This window comes from Candidatus Bostrichicola ureolyticus (assembly GCA_029851125.1).
Classification (GTDB): Bacteria; Bacteroidota; Bacteroidia; order Flavobacteriales; family Blattabacteriaceae; genus Bostrichidicola; species Bostrichidicola ureolyticus.
Window position 1 is genome coordinate 100,219 of record CP100319.1, and the last position, 20,167, is coordinate 120,385.

Below are 20,167 nucleotides of genomic sequence, written 5' to 3' on the forward strand. Positions count from 1 at the left end.
AATTATAAATTAGCATGTGTAATTATAAATTTATTTTGCATATATAAATAAAAAATATATGTTATTTTCTTCATATAATAATTTAATATTTACATTAATAAAATGAAAAAAAAGAATTATTTTAAAATACTAATAATAGTATTTTTTATACTAAATATTAGTTTTTTTTTACCCCAATTTTTACAAAAATCTAAAAAATCTTATAAAATAGCTACTATAGCATTTTATAATGTAGAAAATTTATTTGATACAATTAAATCCATTGATTATATTAATGGTTTTTTATCACCTTACAATCCTTCTTTTCATCTAAGTATTCCATTAGATAGTAATCTTGCTAAACAAACTCCTATATACAAAGGTCTATATTCAGATTATATTTTTTTTAAAAAAAAAATTAAAGTATTACGACCTTTAGCATTTAGTAATGATTTTACTCCTAATGGAATTAAAAAATGGACTTTAAAAAGATACAAAATTAAATTAAAGCATATTTCTAAAGTTATATCTGAAATAAAACCAGTTATTTTAGGTTTAGCTGAAGTAGAAAATAAAAAAGTTTTACTAGATTTAGTTAATCAACCTGTTTTGAAAAAATATAATTATGAAATTATTCATTATAATTCTTATGATACTAGAGGAATAGATTGTGGAATAATTTATCAAAAAAAACGATTTTTTCCTACAAAAACAAAACATTATGTAATATATGGTCTATATACTAGAGATATATTATTAGTAGAAGGAAAATTAGATGGAGAATATATTTATGTTATTGTAAATCATTGGCCTTCTAAAATTGGAAAAAATAGCGATTATAAACGTTATAAAGCTTCTAAAGTATTAGGATCCATATTAAAAGAAATTCAAAATAAAAATAAAAATGCAAAAATTATTATTATGGGAGACTTTAATGATAATCCTAACACTTCTTCAATTAAACTTATTTCAAATAAAAAATATAAAATATTTAATACTATGAATAATATTTGTACGAAAACAAAAGGTACTTATATGTATAAAAACAAATGGAATTGCTTAGATCAAATAATGTTATCATATAATTTAATTAATAATTTAAATAACTATCATATGTATAAAATAGAAATTTTTAAAAAACGTTATTTAATAAAATCAGGTAGTAAACAACCATTTAGAACTTTTAAAGGTAATAAATATCTAGGTGGTTATAGTGATCATTTACCAGTTTATATAATTTTAATTAAAAAATTAAATTGATAACCAATTGTTGATTGAATCAACTATAGTATCAATATCACCTGCTCCTATTGTTAATAATATATCAAAATATATAGATTTTATTGCTTGCAAAACATTTGACAAAGAACATATTTGTTTTTCTTTGATATTTATATCTTTTAATAAATCATAAGAACTAATTCCTTTAATAGGATTTTCTCTAGCTGGATAAATATTTAGTAATATTAATGCATCAAATTTTTCTAAACTTTTTATAAAACTATTTTTTAAATATTTAGTTCTACTGAATAAATGAGGTTGAAATACACCTAATAATTTTCCATTAAAATCACTTCTAATTGTATTTACAACAACATCTATTTCTTTAGGATGATGTGCATAATCATCTATATATATTTTTTTAGAAGATTTATAAACAATCGAAAATCTTCTTTTAACTCCTTTAAAAGAAAATAAAATTTTTCTTAATTCTTCTATTTCAAAATCAAATTGTGTTAATATAGTTAAAGCAGCAGTAATATTTTCTAAATTATATTTTCCTCTCATTGGTAATGGTAACATCTCCAAAACTCCTTTTGGAGTATTAAAATCAAAAAAATTTTTATAATTTTTATTATATACTGAATAATAATCTGCTTTTTCTTCTACAGAATAAGTAATTATATTTTTTATTTCTTTTGAAAGAAAAAAATTATTATTTAATATTCCTTTATTAACAAAAATTTTACCATTATTTTTTAATTTTTTATAAAAAGCTAAATAAGCTTGTTTCAAACAATATATATTTTTGTATATATCTATATGATCCATATCAATGGAATTGATACAAATTATATTAGGTGATAATTGCAAAAACGAATAATCAAATTCATCAGCTTCTACTATTGAGAGTTCATTTCCTTTTAAAATAATATTAGAATCATAATTTTCAGCTATACCTCCTAAAAAAGCTGTTAAGTTATAATCTAATTTATCTAACATAAATCCTAATAATGTAGAAATAGTTGTTTTACCATGTGTACCTGCTATGGCTATACAATAATTATTTTTTGTAATTTGTCCTAAAATCTCTGAACGTTTTTTTATAATGAAATTATTTTTTTTAAAAAACATTAATTGTTTGTTATTATTATTAATAGCAGGAGTATATATTATTATACTATTATAATATTTAATTTCTTTAGGTATTAGTTCTAATCTATCATTATAATTTATATTTATACCTTCTTTTTCAAGTTTTTGAGTTAAAATTGTTTTTACTCTGTCATATCCATATACTTTTTTTCCCATAAAATTAAAATATCTAGCTAAAGCACTCATTCCTATTCCACCAATTCCAATAAAATAAAAATATTTCATAATATTAATTTTAATATTTCATCAACAATTTTTTCTGTAGCATTTGGTTTTGAAAATTTCAAAATATTTTTGGATAAAGAATTTTTAATAGATACATCATTAAGTATTTTCATAGTTTTTTTTATCATATTTGTTTCTATTTCATTATCTTTAATCATTAAAGCAGCATTATTATTCACTAATAATTGCGCATTTATTGTTTGATGATCTTTTTTAGCCCAAGGAAAGGGAATTAGCAAACAAGGTTTACCTAAGGTAGATAGTTCTGAAATTGCCAATCCTCCAGATCTTGAAACAACTACATCTGATGCTGCATATGCTAAATTAATATTTTCAATATTTTTATATATTAAAATATTAGGATGTCTAATACATTTTTGTTGAATTTTATTAAAATCATTATTTCCTACTTGCCATATTATTTGAATATTATTATCTATTAATATTTTTATATTTTTTAACCATCCATTATTTATGCTATGTGCTCCTTGACTTCCACCTATAGATAAAATAACAGGTTTATCAGGTTTTAAACCTAATTTTTTACAAGCTTCTTTTTTAGAAAAAAAATTATTTAAAATTTCTGACCTTAAAGGATTACCAGTAATAATTATTTTATTTTTATTTTTAAAATAACTTAAAGATTCTTCATAAGTTAAACATATTTTATCAACATATTTACTAAGAATTTTATTAATACTTCCTGGAAGTAAATTTTGTTCTTGAATTAAAGTAGGTTTTTTTTGATAAACAGCTATTATTAATGGTAATAAACTAATAAATTCACCTGTCCCAATAACTATATTGGGATTGAATTTTTTAATCAAATTATTTATTGTAAAAAAACTATTAATCATTTGTATTGGGAATACAAATAATTTTTTCCATAAAATATTAGGTATTTTATTTATTTTAAGTCCGTAAATATGATAATTTGCTAATGGTATTTTTTCCATTTCCATTCTTCCTAAAGAACCTAAAAATAATATATTAGGATATATATTTAAATATAATAATTTTTCTTTTAATTTATCAGCAATTGCTATAGATGAATAAATATGTCCTCCAGTACCTCCTCCACAAATTATAATTTTTAATGATTTATTTGATTTATTCATTATAAAAATATTTTTTTTACTTCATTTTTAAATTGTCTACCACGATCTTTATAATCTCTAAACATATCATAACTAGAACAAGATGGAGATAATAATATTTTATCTCCTTTATTACTTAATAAATATACTTTATAGACAGCCTCTTTCATATTTTCTGCTATAAAAATAGGAATTATAGTCTTAAAAGTATCTATAATTTTTTTATGTTTTCCCAAACAAATTAAATATTTAACTTTCTTTTTTACTAAATTTAGTAATTGATTATAATCATTACCTTTATCATATCCACCTGCTATCCATATAATAGGAAAATCTATTTTGTTTATAGCATGTAATGTAGCATCTACATTAGTAGCTTTTGAATCGTTAATAAATTGTATACCATTAATATTCAAAAAATTTTCCAAACGATGATTTACAGGTTTAAACGTAATTAATTTATTTTTAATTATTGTATTATCAATATTGAAAATTTTGGCTACCCAAATAGCTGACATAATATTATATATATTATGATATTTTAATAAATAATTAATTTCTTCTATTTTAAAATTTATTTCTTGCAAAAATTGTAAATAATTATTATTAGTTATAGGGATACTTATAGCTTTTATATTAATATTATTTTCAATTTCATTTTTAATATAAAAATTATCTTTATTAAAGATAAAAAAATCTTTATTATTTTGATATTTAGTAATACTTAATTTAGAATCTATATATAATTTTAAATTATAGTTATACCAATCCATATGATCATATGAAATATTAAGTAATATTGCTATATATGGTTTAAATCTTACAGAATCATATAATTGAAAACTACTTATTTCTAATATATAATAATCAAATATTTTATTTTTAGCTATTTCTAAAGCAAAACTATTACCTATATTTCCAGATAATCCTACAGATATATAATCTTTTAATAAATGATAAATAAGTAAAGAAGTAGTAGTTTTGCCATTACTTCCTGTAATAGCTATTATTGGTGATTTGTTATAACGTTGTGCAAACATTAATTCTGAAATAATTGGTATACCTTTACTTTTAATTTTATTTATTAAATAATTATTATTAATACCTGGACTTTTTATAATTTCGTTAGCCAATAATATTTTATCTTCTGTATGTTTATTTTCTTCAAAATCTATTGAATTAGATATTAATAATTGTTTATATTCATTTTTAATAGATCCGTTATCAGATAAAAAAATATTATATTTTTTTTTTTTGCTAAAAGAGCTGCTCCTATTCCACTTTCTCCTCCTCCTAATATTGTTATATTTTTCATTGTTTATATATAATTTCTATAATTATAGATATAATTAATTGAATTATTATTAATCTAATTGATATTTTATTATCATGATATCCCATTTTTTGAAAATGATGATGTAATGGTGACATTAAAAAAATTTTTTTACCTATTCCATATTTAATTTTAGTATATTTAAAATATAATACTTGTATTACTATGGATAATAATTCTATAATAAAAATTGCACATAAACTTATAATAAGTAATTCTTTTTTAATTAGAATAGCTATTACAGCAATTATTCCACCAATAGTTAAACTACCAGTATCTCCCATAAAAATTTGAGCAGGATAAATATTATACCATAAAAATCCCATTAAAGAGCCAAGAAAAGATGTATTATAAATTAATAAATCATTATTATTATTAATATTTAATATTATTGTGAATATAATAATTGAAGATATAAAAGCTGTTAATCCATCTATACCATCTGTAATATTAGCACCATTAGATATAAATATAATTAAACTAATAGTTATTATTATAAATAATAATTTATCAAAAAAAAATGCATTATTTATTAAATAATAATAATTGGTATTTTCCATTAATCTTATATCATAAATAATATTACCTATTAATATTCCTAATATTAATTGACTAATTAATTTATATATTGCTTTAATCCCTTGTTTTTTTTTAAAAAAAATTTTGATGTAATCATCAATAAATCCAGTTAATCCAATCCATAAAGTAGTAAAAATTAGTATTTTGACATTGAATTTATAATTATAATTAAATATTAATGTTGAAATTAATGTAACAATAATAATAATTAAACCTCCCATAGATGGAATTTGTTTATTATTATTATAATTAGGTAAATCTAATAATCTTATATTTTCCCATATTTTTTTTTTTGCATATATATTATATATTTTTTAAAAAAAAATATTCCAATTAATAAAGAAAAAATAAATGATAAAAAAGATTTTAATAACAAATTCATTTTTTTATTTTTTTTAAAAATTTTTTAGATAATTTTTTTTCATTAAAATAATAACGTTTTCCATTTATTTCTTGATATTTTTCATGTCCTTTACCTGCAATTAAAATAATGTCTCCTTTTTTTGAAAAAAAAATAGCATTTTCAATAGCTTTTTTTCTATCTATTATGCTAAATAATTTTTTTTTAAAATTTTTAATTTTTAAATTTTTCATCATATCATTAATAATATTTTGGGGATTTTCTTCTCTAGGATTATCTGATGTTAAAATCACTAAATCTGATTTATTATATGCAATACTTGCCATTATTGGACGTTTTTCTATATCTCTATTACCTCCACATCCAATAACACAAATTAATTTGTTATTATTATTTTTTAATTCTTGTATTGTTTCTAAGACATTAGAAATAGCATTGGGTGTATGAGCATAATCAATAATTATACGAATTTTTTTGTATAAAAATTGTTCAAATCGACCTTTAATAGGCCTTAAAGTACTCATAATTTTTATTATTTTATCTTCATTTATTTTTAATAATAAATTAGCAGTTCCATATATTGCCAATAAATTATATGTATTATATTCTCCAATTAATTTAGTTTTTAAAAAATTATTATTCAATAATAATTCAGTGTATGAAAAATTTTTTTTAATTATTTTGGCTTTATAAGTAGATTTATTATTTTTTAAAGCATAACTATATTTATTAGCATTACTATTTTTTAATATGATTGAAGAATATTTATCATCTGCATTGATTAATGCAAAAGATTTTTTAGATAAAGAATCAAAAAATAATTTTTTAATTAAAAAATAATTATTAAAGTTTTTATGATAATTAATATGATCATGTGTAATATTAGTAAATATTCCTAATTTGAAATTTAACCCAAAAATACGTTTTTGAAAAATACCATGAGAACTTACTTCTATAAATGCATATTTACAACCTTTTTTTATTGCGAGATATAAAATATGATTAATAGTAATTACATCAGGTGTAGTATTTTTAGTTAAAAATTTATAATTAATAATTTTTATATTAATAGTAGATATTAAAGCTACTTTTTCTCCTAATTTTTTAAATAATTCATAAAGCATACTAGCAATAGTTGTTTTACCATCAGTACCTGTAATACCTATTATATTTATTTTTTCTGAAGGATTATCAAAAAAATTTGAACTTATAATTCCTATAGCTTCTGATGTATTATTTACTAATATATAAGTAATATTCTTATTAATTTCATTAGGAAATTTTTCACAAATTATAGTATTTGCTCCTTTTTTAATAGCATTTATAATAAAATTATGACCATCAAATTTATTACCACATATAGCTGCAAAAATAGAATTATCAACAACATTTAAATGATTAATACATAATTTTTTAACTTTTTTTGTTATTATTCCTTTTATTTCTTTTATTGAAACTTTTTGTAAAAGATCTTTTAATAATTTCATTATTTCTTTTTTTTTTGTACAAAGATCTTTTTTTTAGCTCCTCAGGCTGGATTTGAACCAGCGACATCCTGATTAACAGTCAGGTGCTCTAACCAACTGAGCTACTGAGGAATTATAATTAAATATATAAAATTATTTTTAAAGTTTTTCTACCATTCTTAACCTAGCACTACGTATTCTAGAATTTTCTTTAATTTCTGTTTTATTAGGTAATAATATTTTAGTAATATATTTGAATGGTTTTTTTTTATTGCCAAATAAATCTTCGTTTTGAATTCCATCAAATGTACCACTTTTAAAAAAAGATTTTACTATTCTATCTTCAACAGAATGATATGATATAATAGCAATTCTACATCCAATTTTTAAAATATCTAATGATTGTATTAATAAATATTTTAATTCTTCAATTTCGTTATTTACTTCAATTCGTATTGATTGAAATAATTTAGCTAAAAATTTATTTTTTTTATATTTAGGTATTTCTGATTTAATGGAATCAATTAATTCAAATGTTGTTATGATATTTTTGTCTTTTCTTTTTTCTACAATTTTTTTAGCAATTTTTTTAGCATTTATAATATTTCCATATTCATAAAATAAATTAGTTAATTTTTGTTCAGAATAATTATTTATTATTGTTTTTGCTGAAATATTAGAACGACAATTCATTCTCATATCTAATTGATTATTAAATCGTATAGAAAATCCTCTTTTTGGATTATCTAATTGACATGAACTCATACCTAAATCAACTATAATTCCTGATACATAATTAATGTTATTATATAACAATTCATTTTTTATATATTTAAAATTTTCATGAAATAATTTCAATCTTTTATCTTTTATAATATTATTATATATAGCTTCTTCATCTTTATCAAAAGCTAAAATAGATCCATTTATTCCTATATTATTTAATATCATTGCAGAATGTCCACCACTACCAAAAGTAGCATCAATATAAATACCTTCTGGATCAGTAATTAAATTTTTTATTTCGTTTAAAAACGCAGGTTTATGATAATAATTATTCATAAAAAATAGAAAAAATTTATTCTATAAATTCTATATATTTGATTTGATTTAAATCAATATAAATTTCTTCTTTTTTAATAATATTAGATTTATTTAACCATTTAATATTAAAAATACCTTTCTTATTTTTTAATACTTTATCTAAATCACTACTTTTTTTCATTTTTAAATCATTTATGGAAAGTATAATATCACCAACTTCTAATCCAATAGATTTTAATTGTTCATTATTCAAATATGAAATTATAAGTCCATAATTAATTCCTAATTTCTTTTTATTAGAATTATTTAATTCTGATAATTTTATTTTTAATAATTCTTGATTAGTTAATTTATATAAATTTTTAATTTTAGTATTCCCATCACTATTTTTTAATGTTAAATTAATAATTTGATAATGATCATCACGAATTATTTTTAATTTGATTTTATCACCAGGATTTTTAAGAGCTAAAATATATGATAAATCTGACATATTTGATATAATATTATTATCAACATTTACAATTATATCATCAATTTTAAGACCTGATTTTTCTGCTGCACTATTTTTATAAATTTGTAAAATTGCAAGACCTGATTTGTATTTATTAACATATTCCTTGTTAAATAAGGTTTTATAATATTTTTTATAAAAAAATACATTTTCTTCATCAGAAAGATCTAAAGTTGATATACCTATAAATGCTCTTTGTACAAGACCGTATTTTTTAATATCATTAATAGTTTTTTTAACTAAATTAGATGGAATTGCAAAACTATATCCTTCATAACTTCCTGTTCTTGAAGATATTGCAGTATTTATACCCATTAAATATCCATCTTCGTCAATTAATGCTCCTCCACTATTTCCAATATTTATTGCAGCATCTGTTTGAATAAAACATTCAACTGGTGATTTTTTATCATTTAATATTCCTAGAGATCTATTAACTGCACTAATTATTCCAGCAGTTACTGTAGTCTTTAAACCTACAGGATTTCCTAATGCTAATACCCATTCACCAATTTTTGGTTTTTTATTAGAAAATTTTATATAAGGTAAATTTTTGGCTTTAATTTTAAGAAGTGCAATATCAATATTAGGATCTATACCTATTATTTCAGCTTGATAAGTTTTATTATTAAATTCTACTTCTATTTCCTCAGAACTTTCTACAACATGATTATTAGTAATAATATAACCATTAGATGATATTATAACACCTGAAGCATTAGCATAAATATTATCATCATTATTATTTTTTTTATAATTTTTTTTATTAAAATTATCAATTAATTTATTTAAATATTTAATTTTTTTATTTAAATAAATAAAATTATCATTTTTTATAAAAAAATTATAATCAATATTATTAATATTAAATTTATTATATAATTTATTATATTCTTTATATTCTTTTTCTGTAATTCCATTTTTCATATTTTTCATATAGAAATAATGAAATGGCTCAAATGGCTCTGTATCATCTTCATCTTCATTATAAAATTCTTCTTCTTCATTAAAAGACCTAATAGATTTAATATTAACTATAGTATTAATGCTTTTTTCTACTGCTTTAGCAAAATCAGGTCTATTCTCTTTTTTCTCATCAATTTTATCTTTTTTATCTTCTATTTTATCTTTTTTATCTTCTATTTTATCTTTTTTATCTTCTATTTTATCTTTTTTATCTTCTATTTTATCTTTTTTATCTTCTATTTTATCTTTTTTATCTTCTATTTTATCTTTTTTATCTTCTATTTTATCTTTTTTATCATCAATTATATCATCAGAAGATTTATATTCAGATGAATATTCATCATCTTTATTATATTCATCATCTTTATTATATTCATCATCTTTATTATATTCATCATCTTTATTATATTCATCATCTTTATTATATTCATCATCTTTATTATATTCATCATCTTTATTATATTCATCATCTTTATTATATTCATCATCTTTATTATATTCATCATCTTTATTATATTCATCATCTTGACAAGAATATTTATAATTTTTATTTAAATCATTTGTTAAATCATTTTTTAAATCATTTTTTAAATCATTTTTTAAATCATTTTTTAAATCATTTTTTAAATCATTTTTTAAATCATTTTTTAAATCATTTTTTAAATCATTTGTTAAATAACCAGCATATTTAATTTTATAAGTTTTATACAAACTAAAACTGGTAAATATTATTGATATAATAAATAATAATGATATTAAAGTCTTTTTTGTGAATAATTTTTTAATTTTCACTATATATGTGACATTTAAAATTGTTACTTTTCAAATTTAAAAAAAAAAAACAATATAAAAATATTTAAAAAAAAATTTTTATTTAATTTAAAATCATTTTATTATTTAATAATAAATTAATAAAATTAATAAAATGAAATTGAAATTTTTTAAATATCAAGGAACTGGAAATGATTTTATTTTAATTGATGCCAGAAACTTAAAATTTGATTTTAATGTAAAATTATTATGTAATAGAAAATTTGGAATAGGTGCTGATGGATTAATTTTAATTAAAAATGATAAAAACAGTCAATTTTATATGAAATATTATAATTCTGATGGAAAAGAAAGTACTATGTGTGGTAATGGAGGACGATGTGCAGTGGCATTTTCAAAATATTTAGGAATTATTAATAATAATAAAGCATATTTTAGAGCATTAGATGGAAATCATATTGCATATATAAAAAACAATTTCATTTCATTAAAAATGATAGATGTTACATCTATAAAGATTAATACAAATCATGTATTTTTAAATACTGGATCTCCACATCATATTATATTTATAAAAAATATTAATAATATTAATGTCTATTCTTTAGGTAAAGAAATTAGATTTAAAGAACCTTATAAAAAAAATGGAGTAAATGTTAACTTTGTAGAAGTTTTCAAAAATTTTTTAAAAGTTAGAACATATGAACGAGGAGTAGAAAATGAAACTTTATCTTGTGGAACTGGTGCAGTAGCATCAGCTATAGCTGCATTTGAATTAGGAAAAATAGTTAATAATAAAATATTAATACATACTTTAGGAGGAAAAATATTTGTTAAATTTTTTAAATATAAAGATTATTCTTATAAAAGAATTTGGATTAAAGGTCCTTATAAATTTATTTATTATGGATACATTGATACAGATTCATTGAAATATGAATTAAATTCATTTTAATATATTTTATGTTAATATTTTTAATATTATTTTATGTATTTATTATCCTCTTCATCTATTTTAGATATAAAAACAATAAAAATATATGAGTATACACTTGATAATGGATTAACTGTTATCTTACACCAAGATAACACAAATCCTTTAATAGTTGTATCAATGTTATATCATGTAGGTAGTAAAAATAATTATACTTGTCCAGGTTTATCTCATTGTTTTGAACATTTAATGTTTCAAAAAACTAAAAATATAAAACATGGAGAATTTTTTAAATATGTTTCCTCTAATGGAGGACAAACTAATGCATATACAAATAAAGATTTTACATTTTTTTATGAAATGTTACCTTCTAATAATTTAAAATTAGCATTATGGTTAGAATCTGAACGTATGAGAAATGCTATAATAGATTTAGAAAGTATTAATGCAGAAAAAAAAATAATTCAAGTAGAAAGATCTATGATATATGATAACAAACCTTATTTAAAAATAATTTCAGAAAAATTACCTTATTTGTTATTTAAAAAACATCCATATAAATATTCAATTATTGGTTCATCGGAAAATATTAATAATTTTCATAATTATGATTATAAAAATTTTTATAAAACATATTATGTTCCTAATAATGCAATTTTAACTATTGCAGGAGACTTAAATTTAGAAAAAGTTAAATATTTAATTAATACTTATTTTGAAACAATTCCTAAAGGAAAAACTCCACAATTTAATTTTATAGAAGAAAATTCAATTTTTAAAGAAATTGTACATACATATAAAGATGAATTTGCATCTATTCCTGCTGTTATTATTTCTTATAGAACAAATGCTTATCAAAATATTAATTGGGATAAAAATATGAGTTCATTAAAGGATGTTTTATTATTAAATTTTATTAGCAAATTATTATTAAATGGTGAAAGTTCTTTTTTAAGAAAGAAATTAATTCATAATAAAAAAATAGCTTCATTTATTAATTATAGTATTTCTATACTAGAAAATTACACAATATTAACAATATATGCTATAGGTAATAAAAATGTTGATTTAAATAAATTAACAGAAGTAATAGATGAAGAAATTGAAAATTTTAAAAAAAATTTATCTGAAAAAGACATTGAAAAACAAATAAATTTTTGTGAAACAAATTATTTAATAAATAATTTATATATGTTATATAGAGCTCAAAAATTAGCAGAAAATAAATTTTTATTTGGAAAATCAAATATTGATATAATATCATTATATAAATCTTTTACTATTAATGATATAAAACAAGTTGCTAATAAATATTTACAAATCAATAAACGTGTTCGTTTACATATTAAAATATAAAATAAATGAGTTCAAAAATAGATATTAACAAAGTTCCTACATCAGATCCACTACCTAAAATTAGTATTAAAAATATTAAAAGTTTTAAATTAGATAATGGATTAAAAGTTTTTTTAATTGAAAATAAATTTCCATTAATTCAAATAGGATTAACATTTGATATTGAACCTATAAAAGAAAATAAAATTGGAATAAAACATATAATGAAAGATATGTTTATGGCAGGTACAGAAAATTATACAAAAGAAGAATTATATGAAACTTTAGAATATTTAGGATCTAATATAGATATATCAGAATCATGTATATATATGTCAGTATTAAGTAAACATATTGAACTATCTATAAAAATATTAAGTGATATTATAATAAAACCAAAGTTAAATTCTGTTCAAGAATTAAACAATTCAATAAATAAATTGATTATTTATTTAAATTCAAAAAATAAAGATATTAATTATATAATAACCAATGTTATTGGTAACAAATTATTTTATGGCAATAATCATCCTTATGGAAAAATTGTATCAGAAAAATCTCTAAAAAAAATTACAATTAATGATATTAAATTATTTTATAATACTTATTATAAACCTAATGTTGCTAGTATAACTTTTATGGGTTCTATTTCAATAGAACAAGTGGAATTTTTAGTTAAAAAATATTTTTCATTATGGCAAAAAGGTATTAAACTTAATAAAAATTATACTTTTCCAAAACACTATGAATTAGAAATTGATTTAATTAATATTAATTCAGCTAAAAAAGCATTTATTTATATGGGAAATCCATTATCCTTAGATACAAGAAATAAAGATTATTTAGCTGCTAAAATGGTAAATAACATATTAGGTGTAGGTCCTAATTCACGTTTATTTATGAATATTCGTGAATATAAAAATTATGCTTACTATATTAGTTCAAATATTATAATTCATGACACTAAAACAAGTTTTAGAATAGTATCTCAAATAAATTTAAATACTATAAATGATACAATTAATTTAATTATAAAAGAATTAAATAATATAACAACATATTATGTTTCTGATAAAGAATTAGAAAATAATAAAAAAGAAGAAATTGGTAATTTTATTATGAATTTAGAAGATCCTATTACTTATAGTAATTTTGTTATTAACAAAAATAAATTTACTAAAAATTTTTTCAAAAATTATATAATAAATATAGAATCTTTAACTAAAGAAGAAATATTAGAAACAGCTAAAAAATATTTTTCAATAAATAATTTTAGAATTATTATTATAAGTAATAATTATAAAAATAATTTCAATATTAAAGAATATCCTATTTATTTGTATAATCCAAATGGAGATTTAATTAAAAAATTAAATTAAAAAAAATATTTATTTAAATAATATTTATATATTTATATATATAATATATATTTATAATGTTATCCAATATTAATAAAGATTTATACAATAATATTATATCTGTTTTAAAAACGATATATGATCCTGAACTTCATATAAATATATATGAATTAGGTTTAATCTATGATATAGATATTATTAATAATGATAATAATAATGTAGATATAAAAATTACAATGACACTTACATCACCTAATTGTCCTATAGCTGATAGCTTTTTAACAGAAATAAAAAATAAAATTAACAATATTAATGGAATTAATAATGTTATTATAAATCTTATTTTTGAACCTAAATGGAATAAAGAAATGATGAGTGAAGAAGCTAAATTAGAATTAGGTTTGTTGTAAATTAATAATAAATTTATTTTATGGAAATAATCGGAACTATAAAAAAAATATTTGATGTAAAAACATTTAATAATGGATTTAAAAAAAGAGAATTAATTATAAAAACTGAAGAACAATATCCTCAAAATATTTTAATTGAATTTATTCAGGATAAAATTAATATATTAAATATGTTTAAATATGGTGATAAAGTAAAAATATACATAAATATTAAAGGAAGAGAATGGAATAATCCTGAAGGAATTACAAAATATTTTAATTCTATTCAAGGTTGGAAAATTGAAAAATTCAATTTTACTGAAAAAGAAATTTCAAATTTTAAAAATAAAAATGAATTTGATGATTTACCATTTTAAATTATTTAAATAATTTTTAAAAAAGATTTATACAACTTTTTTATAAAAATAAATAAATGCGCATAGTAGATTCATACTATCTAACATGCTCTTTTATTTAAAATATTTTTCAAAAAAAAAACATAGATCTCATTTTATGAATAATTACTAAAACCTAAAAAACGGGATTAATTTTAAATTTATATGTTTAATATTTTTAATAAGATTTTGGGATCTACAAAAACAACTGCTTTATTATTTATAATCACTGCTATATCTCTTGCAACTGCAACTTTTATTGAAGAAATATATTCAATAGAAACAGCAATGGCACTTATTTATAAATCTGTTTGGTTTGAAATAATATTACTATTATTATGTTTAAATTTAATTAAAATCATATTTCGTCTTTTTAAAAGAAAAAAAATTCCCATATTAATATTTCATTTAGCATTCATAATTATATTAATTGGAGGAGCTATATCAAGATACAGTGGATTTGAAGGTCTAATAAATATTGGTGAAGGAGATACTGTTAAAAACGCCATTTCTGATAAAACATATATACAATTACAAATACATGAAAACAATGAAGTAAACTATTATAAAGTTCCATATATTTTATCACATTTTAATAAAAAATATGAAGTAAATTTTTTTTATAAAAAAAATTTATTTAATGTTAAAATACTGAATTATATTCCTTATGCTAAAGAAACTTTTATTCAAAATAACTATGGACATAAATATATAAAAATTGTTTTCTTACAAGAAGGTAAACGTATAGAGACATATATTAAAAATGGAGAATTAAAAAAATTAGGAAGTATATTGGTAAGTTTTAATAATAAATCAGTAAAAAATGCTATACAAATTTTAGATTATAAAGGCAAATTATATATAATATCACCTAATAATATCAATTATACATTGATGAATAATTCTAAAATTTTTAATTTAGAAAAAAAAAAGAAATACCCAATTAATTACCAAGCTCTATATAATATTGGAACAACTTATATAGTTATTCCTAAAGGAATTTTAAAAGGATATATGAAATATATATCATCAAAAGAAAAAGAATTCCCCAATGTAATTACTGCCCAAATTAATAATAATAATAAATCAAAAATAGTAACATTTATAGGAGGAAAAGGGTTTATTAATAGTGGTAAATATATAAAATTTGATAATAAAAAAATATATATAGGTTATGGTTCAATATTAATTGATCTACCTTTTAGTATAAAATTAAATAAATTTGTTATAAATAAATATCCAGGTTCAGAATTACCTTCTTCATTTACAAGTTTTGTAACTATTATTGATAATAATCAAAGAAAAAACTTTAAAATTTCTATGAATAATGTTCTAAATTATAAAGGGTATAGGTTTTTTCAAAATAGTTATTATCCTAATCTAAAAGGAACAATATTATCAGTAAATAATGATATATGGGGAACACGAATTTCTTATTTAGGTTATTTTTTAGTTATTATTGGTATGTTTTTAACTTTATTTTCTAAAGGAACTCATTTTTTTAAACTTAAAAAGAAGTTAAAGAATTTATCTTCAAATAAATTATTATTTATATTATTATTTATTATTAGTTTATTTACTAAAATTAATGCTAAAGAAGACTACATTATTAATGAAAAATTTTATATTCAAAAAAAACACGCAGATAAATTTGGTAATTTACTAGTACAGGATCAACAAGGACGTATTAAACCTATTAATACTATAGCTTTAGAATGTTTAAGAAAAATTTATAAAAAAGATAAAATAAATAATTTAAACGCCAATCAATGGTTTCTTTCTATAATTCAAGAAAGTTGGATAATATTTTTTTTAAATAAAAATATTGGTTGGTCAATGATACCTTTTATTAAAGTAGAAGGATCTAAAAAATTATTAAAATTGGTAAATGCAAAAAACGGTTACACATCTTTAAATAATTTATTTATTAATAATAATAATAATATTATATATATTCTTGAAAAAGAATATGAAAATGCTTTAATAAAAAGTCCTAATAAAAGAAATGAATATGATAAAGCAGTTATAAAATTAAATGAACGTATAAATATATTATCAGGAATTTTTAAAGGTATATATATAAAAATATTTCCAATTCCTAATGATGAAAAAAATACTTGGACTTTTGAAAATTTTTTTAAAATTACTAATTCTGAAAGTAATTTATTATTAAATAATTATTTTATAGCTTTATATAAAGCACAACAACAAAATAACTGGGAAATAGCTGATAAAGCATTAAAAGATATTCATAATTATCAAATGAAATATGGTGATAAAATAATTCCTACACAACAAAAAATTAAAGCAGAAATATTATACAACCGTTTAAATATTTTTTATTATGTAATGTTATTATATCTATTATTAGGAATAATATTATTATTTTTATCTTTTTTTAAAGTTTTATTTCTAAATAAAAATTATTATAATAAATATATTAATATTTGTTTTTATTCATTATTTATAATATTTGTATATCATACATATGGTTTAATACTCCGATGGTATATTTCTAATCATGCTCCTTGGAGCAATGGATATGAATCAGCTATTTTCATAAGTTGGTGTATTATATTAATAGGATTATTTTTTTACAAAGTAAATTATTCTTTTGTTCAATCAGTTACATCATTAGCATCAACTAGCATTTTAAGCATTGCACATGGAAATTTAATGGATCCAGAAATTACTAATTTAGTTCCAGTACTTAAATCATATTGGTTGATAATTCATGTTGCAATAATTATTTTTAGTTATGCATTCTTAATAATAGGTTCATTCATAGGATTAATTGTATTAATATTATATATTATTAATGCAATACATAATAAAAAAAATAACATAATACTTTATACAAAAAAATTAACCATAATTAATGAAATTACCCTAACTATAGGTCTTTTTCTATTAACAATAGGAACTTTTTTAGGAGGAATATGGGCTAACGAAAGTTGGGGAAGCTATTGGAATTGGGATCCTAAAGAAACTTGGGCTTTAATAAGTATATTAGTATATAGTTTTATATTACATATGCGATTAATACCTAATCTTAGAGGAAAATTTATTTTTAATATGGCTAGTTTATTGGGTATTAGTTCAATAATAATGACTTATTTAGGAGTTAATTATTACTTTGCTGGATTACATTCATACGGAAAAGGTGACCCTATACCAATACCTAAATGGATTTATTATACATTGATTATATTATTAATAATAATATTTATATCATATTTCTCATATAAAAAAATATTAAAAAGAAAAATAAATTATTTAAATTAAATAATTTAATTTTAAATTAATTTTATTTTTTAAATAAGTTAATTTCATTATTTTTTTTATTAAAAAATTATTTTCATTACCATTTTTAATTTTATGAATATATTCATTAATAATTTTTGATATAAATAATGATTTATGACGAAGAAGTGTAGAATGTAAATATTCTATATTTAGATTATCATTAATATCATATATATTATATATTATTCTTTTAATATTATTATTCATTAATAATTTATTATAAATAAATTTATAATTATTATTTCTTAATCCCAATTGTAAATAATAAAATATTTTTTCATATAAATCATAACAAAAATGAAAATTATTATTATTAAAATAATTTATTATTAATTGTATAATCGTAGTATTTTTATAATTTTCTTCTCCATAATTAATTATTATTTTAATAATTTCTTTTTCAACTATTAATAATGTATCTATAGTATTTGAACTATTTTTTTTATAATATTGTTTTTTAACCACACAATTATTATTTAATACATATTTTTTTATTATATTTTCATCTAAATTAAGTAATTTAGATGCTTCTTTTATATAAATTTCTTTACGAATTATATTTGGTATTTTAGCAATACTATTTATAACACTTTTAATAACTAATTCTTTATTTATTAAAGAATTGTGGTTTTTTAACAAATTTTTAATTTTAAATTGAATAAAATTCAAAGTATTTGTTTTTATAAAACACAAAATTTTTTCTAAATTATTATTATTGTTATTAACAAACCTATCGGGATCTTCTTCATTAGGAAATAATAATATATGAACGTTCATATCTTGTTCTAAAATTATGTCTATAGCGCGTAAAGCAGCTTTTATACCAGCATTATCACCATCATATAATAATATGATATTAGATGTAAAACGTTTTATAAAACGTATTTGATCATAAGTAATATAAGTCCCTAAAGTAGCTACTACATTTTTTAAACCAATTTGATATAAAGAAATTACATCAATATAACCTTCTACTAAATAACAACAGTCATTTTTTAAAATGAAATTTTTAGATTGATATAATCCATATATTATATTTTTTTTTTTAAAAATTTCACTTTCAGTAGAATTAATATATTTTGGTTTAAAATTATTTTGAATTATTCTGCCACCAAAACCTAATACTCTACCTGATATACTATATATTGGAAAAATAATACGATTTCTAAAAAAATCTTTATGATTAACAGTAGTTAATCCAGATTTAATTAAATAATTAATATTAAATCCTTTATTTAAAGCTGATTTAGTAAAATTATCATTAGCATATCCTATTTCAAATTTTTTAATTATTTCAATTTTTAATCCCCTACTAATGATATAATTTCTAGCCAATAACCCATCTTTTTCTTTAAAAAAATTTTTTACAAAAAATTCTTTAGCATAATCTTGAATTAAATAATTACTTTCTATTTCATCATTTTTTTTATTATTATAATAATAATTATCAAAGATTTTTATATCATATTTTTTTGCTAAAAAAAATAATGCTTCAACATAACCAATATTTTCATGTTCCATAATAAAAGATATTACGTTACCTCCTTTTCCTGAACTAAAATCTTTCCATATTTGTTTTGATGGTGAAACTATCAAAGAAGGTGTACGTTCATTAGAAAAAGGACTTAATCCTCTATAATTAGAACCACTTTTTTTTAAAAAAATAAAATCGTTTATAACCTCTTCTACTCGTGCTACAGCAAATATTTGTTTTATAACATGATTTGAAATCATAATTT

Annotated in this window: 14 protein-coding genes, 1 tRNA gene and 1 pseudogene; 7 read left to right on the forward strand and 9 right to left on the reverse strand. The window is 18.9% G+C overall.

What is annotated here, in order from left to right:
• The first annotated feature begins 102 nt into the window (after nt 1-102).
• Complete coding sequence (locus NHG04_00590) at nt 103-1,239, forward strand: endonuclease (GenBank protein ID WGH27482.1); 1,137 nt, start codon at nt 103-105, stop codon at nt 1,237-1,239.
• Here NHG04_00590 and murC read toward each other — a convergent pair.
• The 8 genes and pseudogenes from murC to NHG04_00630 all read right to left on the reverse strand — a co-directional run bounded on the left by murC (nt 1,231) and on the right by NHG04_00630 (nt 10,732).
• Complete coding sequence (gene murC / locus NHG04_00595) at nt 1,231-2,580, reverse strand: UDP-N-acetylmuramate--L-alanine ligase (GenBank protein ID WGH27483.1); 1,350 nt, start codon at nt 2,578-2,580, stop codon at nt 1,231-1,233. The genes NHG04_00590 and murC overlap by 9 nt on opposite strands.
• Nucleotides 2,577-3,698, reverse strand: coding sequence for an undecaprenyldiphospho-muramoylpentapeptide beta-N-acetylglucosaminyltransferase (gene murG / locus NHG04_00600; protein ID WGH27484.1), 1,122 nt, complete (start codon nt 3,696-3,698; stop codon nt 2,577-2,579). The genes murC and murG overlap by 4 nt, the downstream gene beginning before the upstream one ends.
• Nucleotides 3,698-4,992 (reverse strand): annotated as a pseudogene (gene murD / locus NHG04_00605) (UDP-N-acetylmuramoyl-L-alanine--D-glutamate ligase). Before murD ends, murG begins: the two are co-directional and overlap by 1 nt.
• Nucleotides 4,989-5,810: a phospho-N-acetylmuramoyl-pentapeptide-transferase gene (gene mraY, locus NHG04_00610; protein ID WGH27485.1), complete on the reverse strand. Its 822-nt coding sequence runs from the start codon at nt 5,808-5,810 to the stop codon at nt 4,989-4,991. Before mraY ends, murD begins: the two are co-directional and overlap by 4 nt.
• 157 nt (nt 5,811-5,967) lie before the next feature.
• Nucleotides 5,968-7,437 (reverse strand): UDP-N-acetylmuramoyl-L-alanyl-D-glutamate--2,6-diaminopimelate ligase, encoded by a 1,470-nt coding sequence (locus NHG04_00615; protein ID WGH27486.1) that lies wholly within the window; start codon nt 7,435-7,437, stop codon nt 5,968-5,970.
• A gap of 37 nt (nt 7,438-7,474) precedes the next feature.
• Nucleotides 7,475-7,548, reverse strand: a tRNA-Asn gene (locus tag NHG04_00620).
• 27 nt (nt 7,549-7,575) lie between these two features.
• Nucleotides 7,576-8,478: a 16S rRNA (cytosine(1402)-N(4))-methyltransferase RsmH gene (rsmH, locus tag NHG04_00625; protein ID WGH27487.1), complete on the reverse strand. Its 903-nt coding sequence runs from the start codon at nt 8,476-8,478 to the stop codon at nt 7,576-7,578.
• A gap of 16 nt (nt 8,479-8,494) precedes the next feature.
• On the reverse strand, nt 8,495-10,732 hold the full coding sequence (locus tag NHG04_00630; GenBank protein WGH27488.1) for a trypsin-like peptidase domain-containing protein: 2,238 nt from the start codon (nt 10,730-10,732) through the stop codon (nt 8,495-8,497).
• A gap of 133 nt (nt 10,733-10,865) precedes the next feature.
• Between NHG04_00630 and dapF the strand changes: the two genes are divergently transcribed.
• From dapF to ccsB, 6 genes are all read left to right on the forward strand, one after another.
• On the forward strand, nt 10,866-11,666 hold the full coding sequence (gene dapF, locus NHG04_00635) for a diaminopimelate epimerase (protein WGH27489.1): 801 nt from the start codon (nt 10,866-10,868) through the stop codon (nt 11,664-11,666).
• A gap of 33 nt (nt 11,667-11,699) precedes the next feature.
• Nucleotides 11,700-13,001 (forward strand): insulinase family protein, encoded by a 1,302-nt coding sequence (locus NHG04_00640; GenBank protein WGH27490.1) that lies wholly within the window; start codon nt 11,700-11,702, stop codon nt 12,999-13,001.
• 5 nt (nt 13,002-13,006) lie between these two features.
• Nucleotides 13,007-14,359, forward strand: a complete 1,353-nt coding sequence (locus tag NHG04_00645) for an insulinase family protein (GenBank protein ID WGH27491.1) — start codon at nt 13,007-13,009, stop codon at nt 14,357-14,359.
• A 56-nt stretch (nt 14,360-14,415) separates the two neighbouring features.
• Complete coding sequence (locus NHG04_00650; GenBank protein WGH27492.1) at nt 14,416-14,748, forward strand: iron-sulfur cluster assembly protein; 333 nt, start codon at nt 14,416-14,418, stop codon at nt 14,746-14,748.
• 20 nt (nt 14,749-14,768) lie between these two features.
• Complete coding sequence (locus tag NHG04_00655) at nt 14,769-15,104, forward strand: DUF3127 domain-containing protein (protein WGH27493.1); 336 nt, start codon at nt 14,769-14,771, stop codon at nt 15,102-15,104.
• 183 nt (nt 15,105-15,287) lie between these two features.
• On the forward strand, nt 15,288-18,407 hold the full coding sequence (ccsB, locus tag NHG04_00660; protein WGH27494.1) for a c-type cytochrome biogenesis protein CcsB: 3,120 nt from the start codon (nt 15,288-15,290) through the stop codon (nt 18,405-18,407).
• On the opposite strand, the gene dnaG is transcribed toward ccsB, so the two are convergent.
• The gene (gene dnaG, locus NHG04_00665) at nt 18,399-20,162 is read right to left on the reverse strand and encodes a DNA primase (protein ID WGH27495.1); all 1,764 of its coding nucleotides are present in this window, start codon (nt 20,160-20,162) and stop codon (nt 18,399-18,401) included. The genes ccsB and dnaG overlap by 9 nt on opposite strands.
• Nucleotides 20,163-20,167 lie beyond the last annotated feature (5 nt).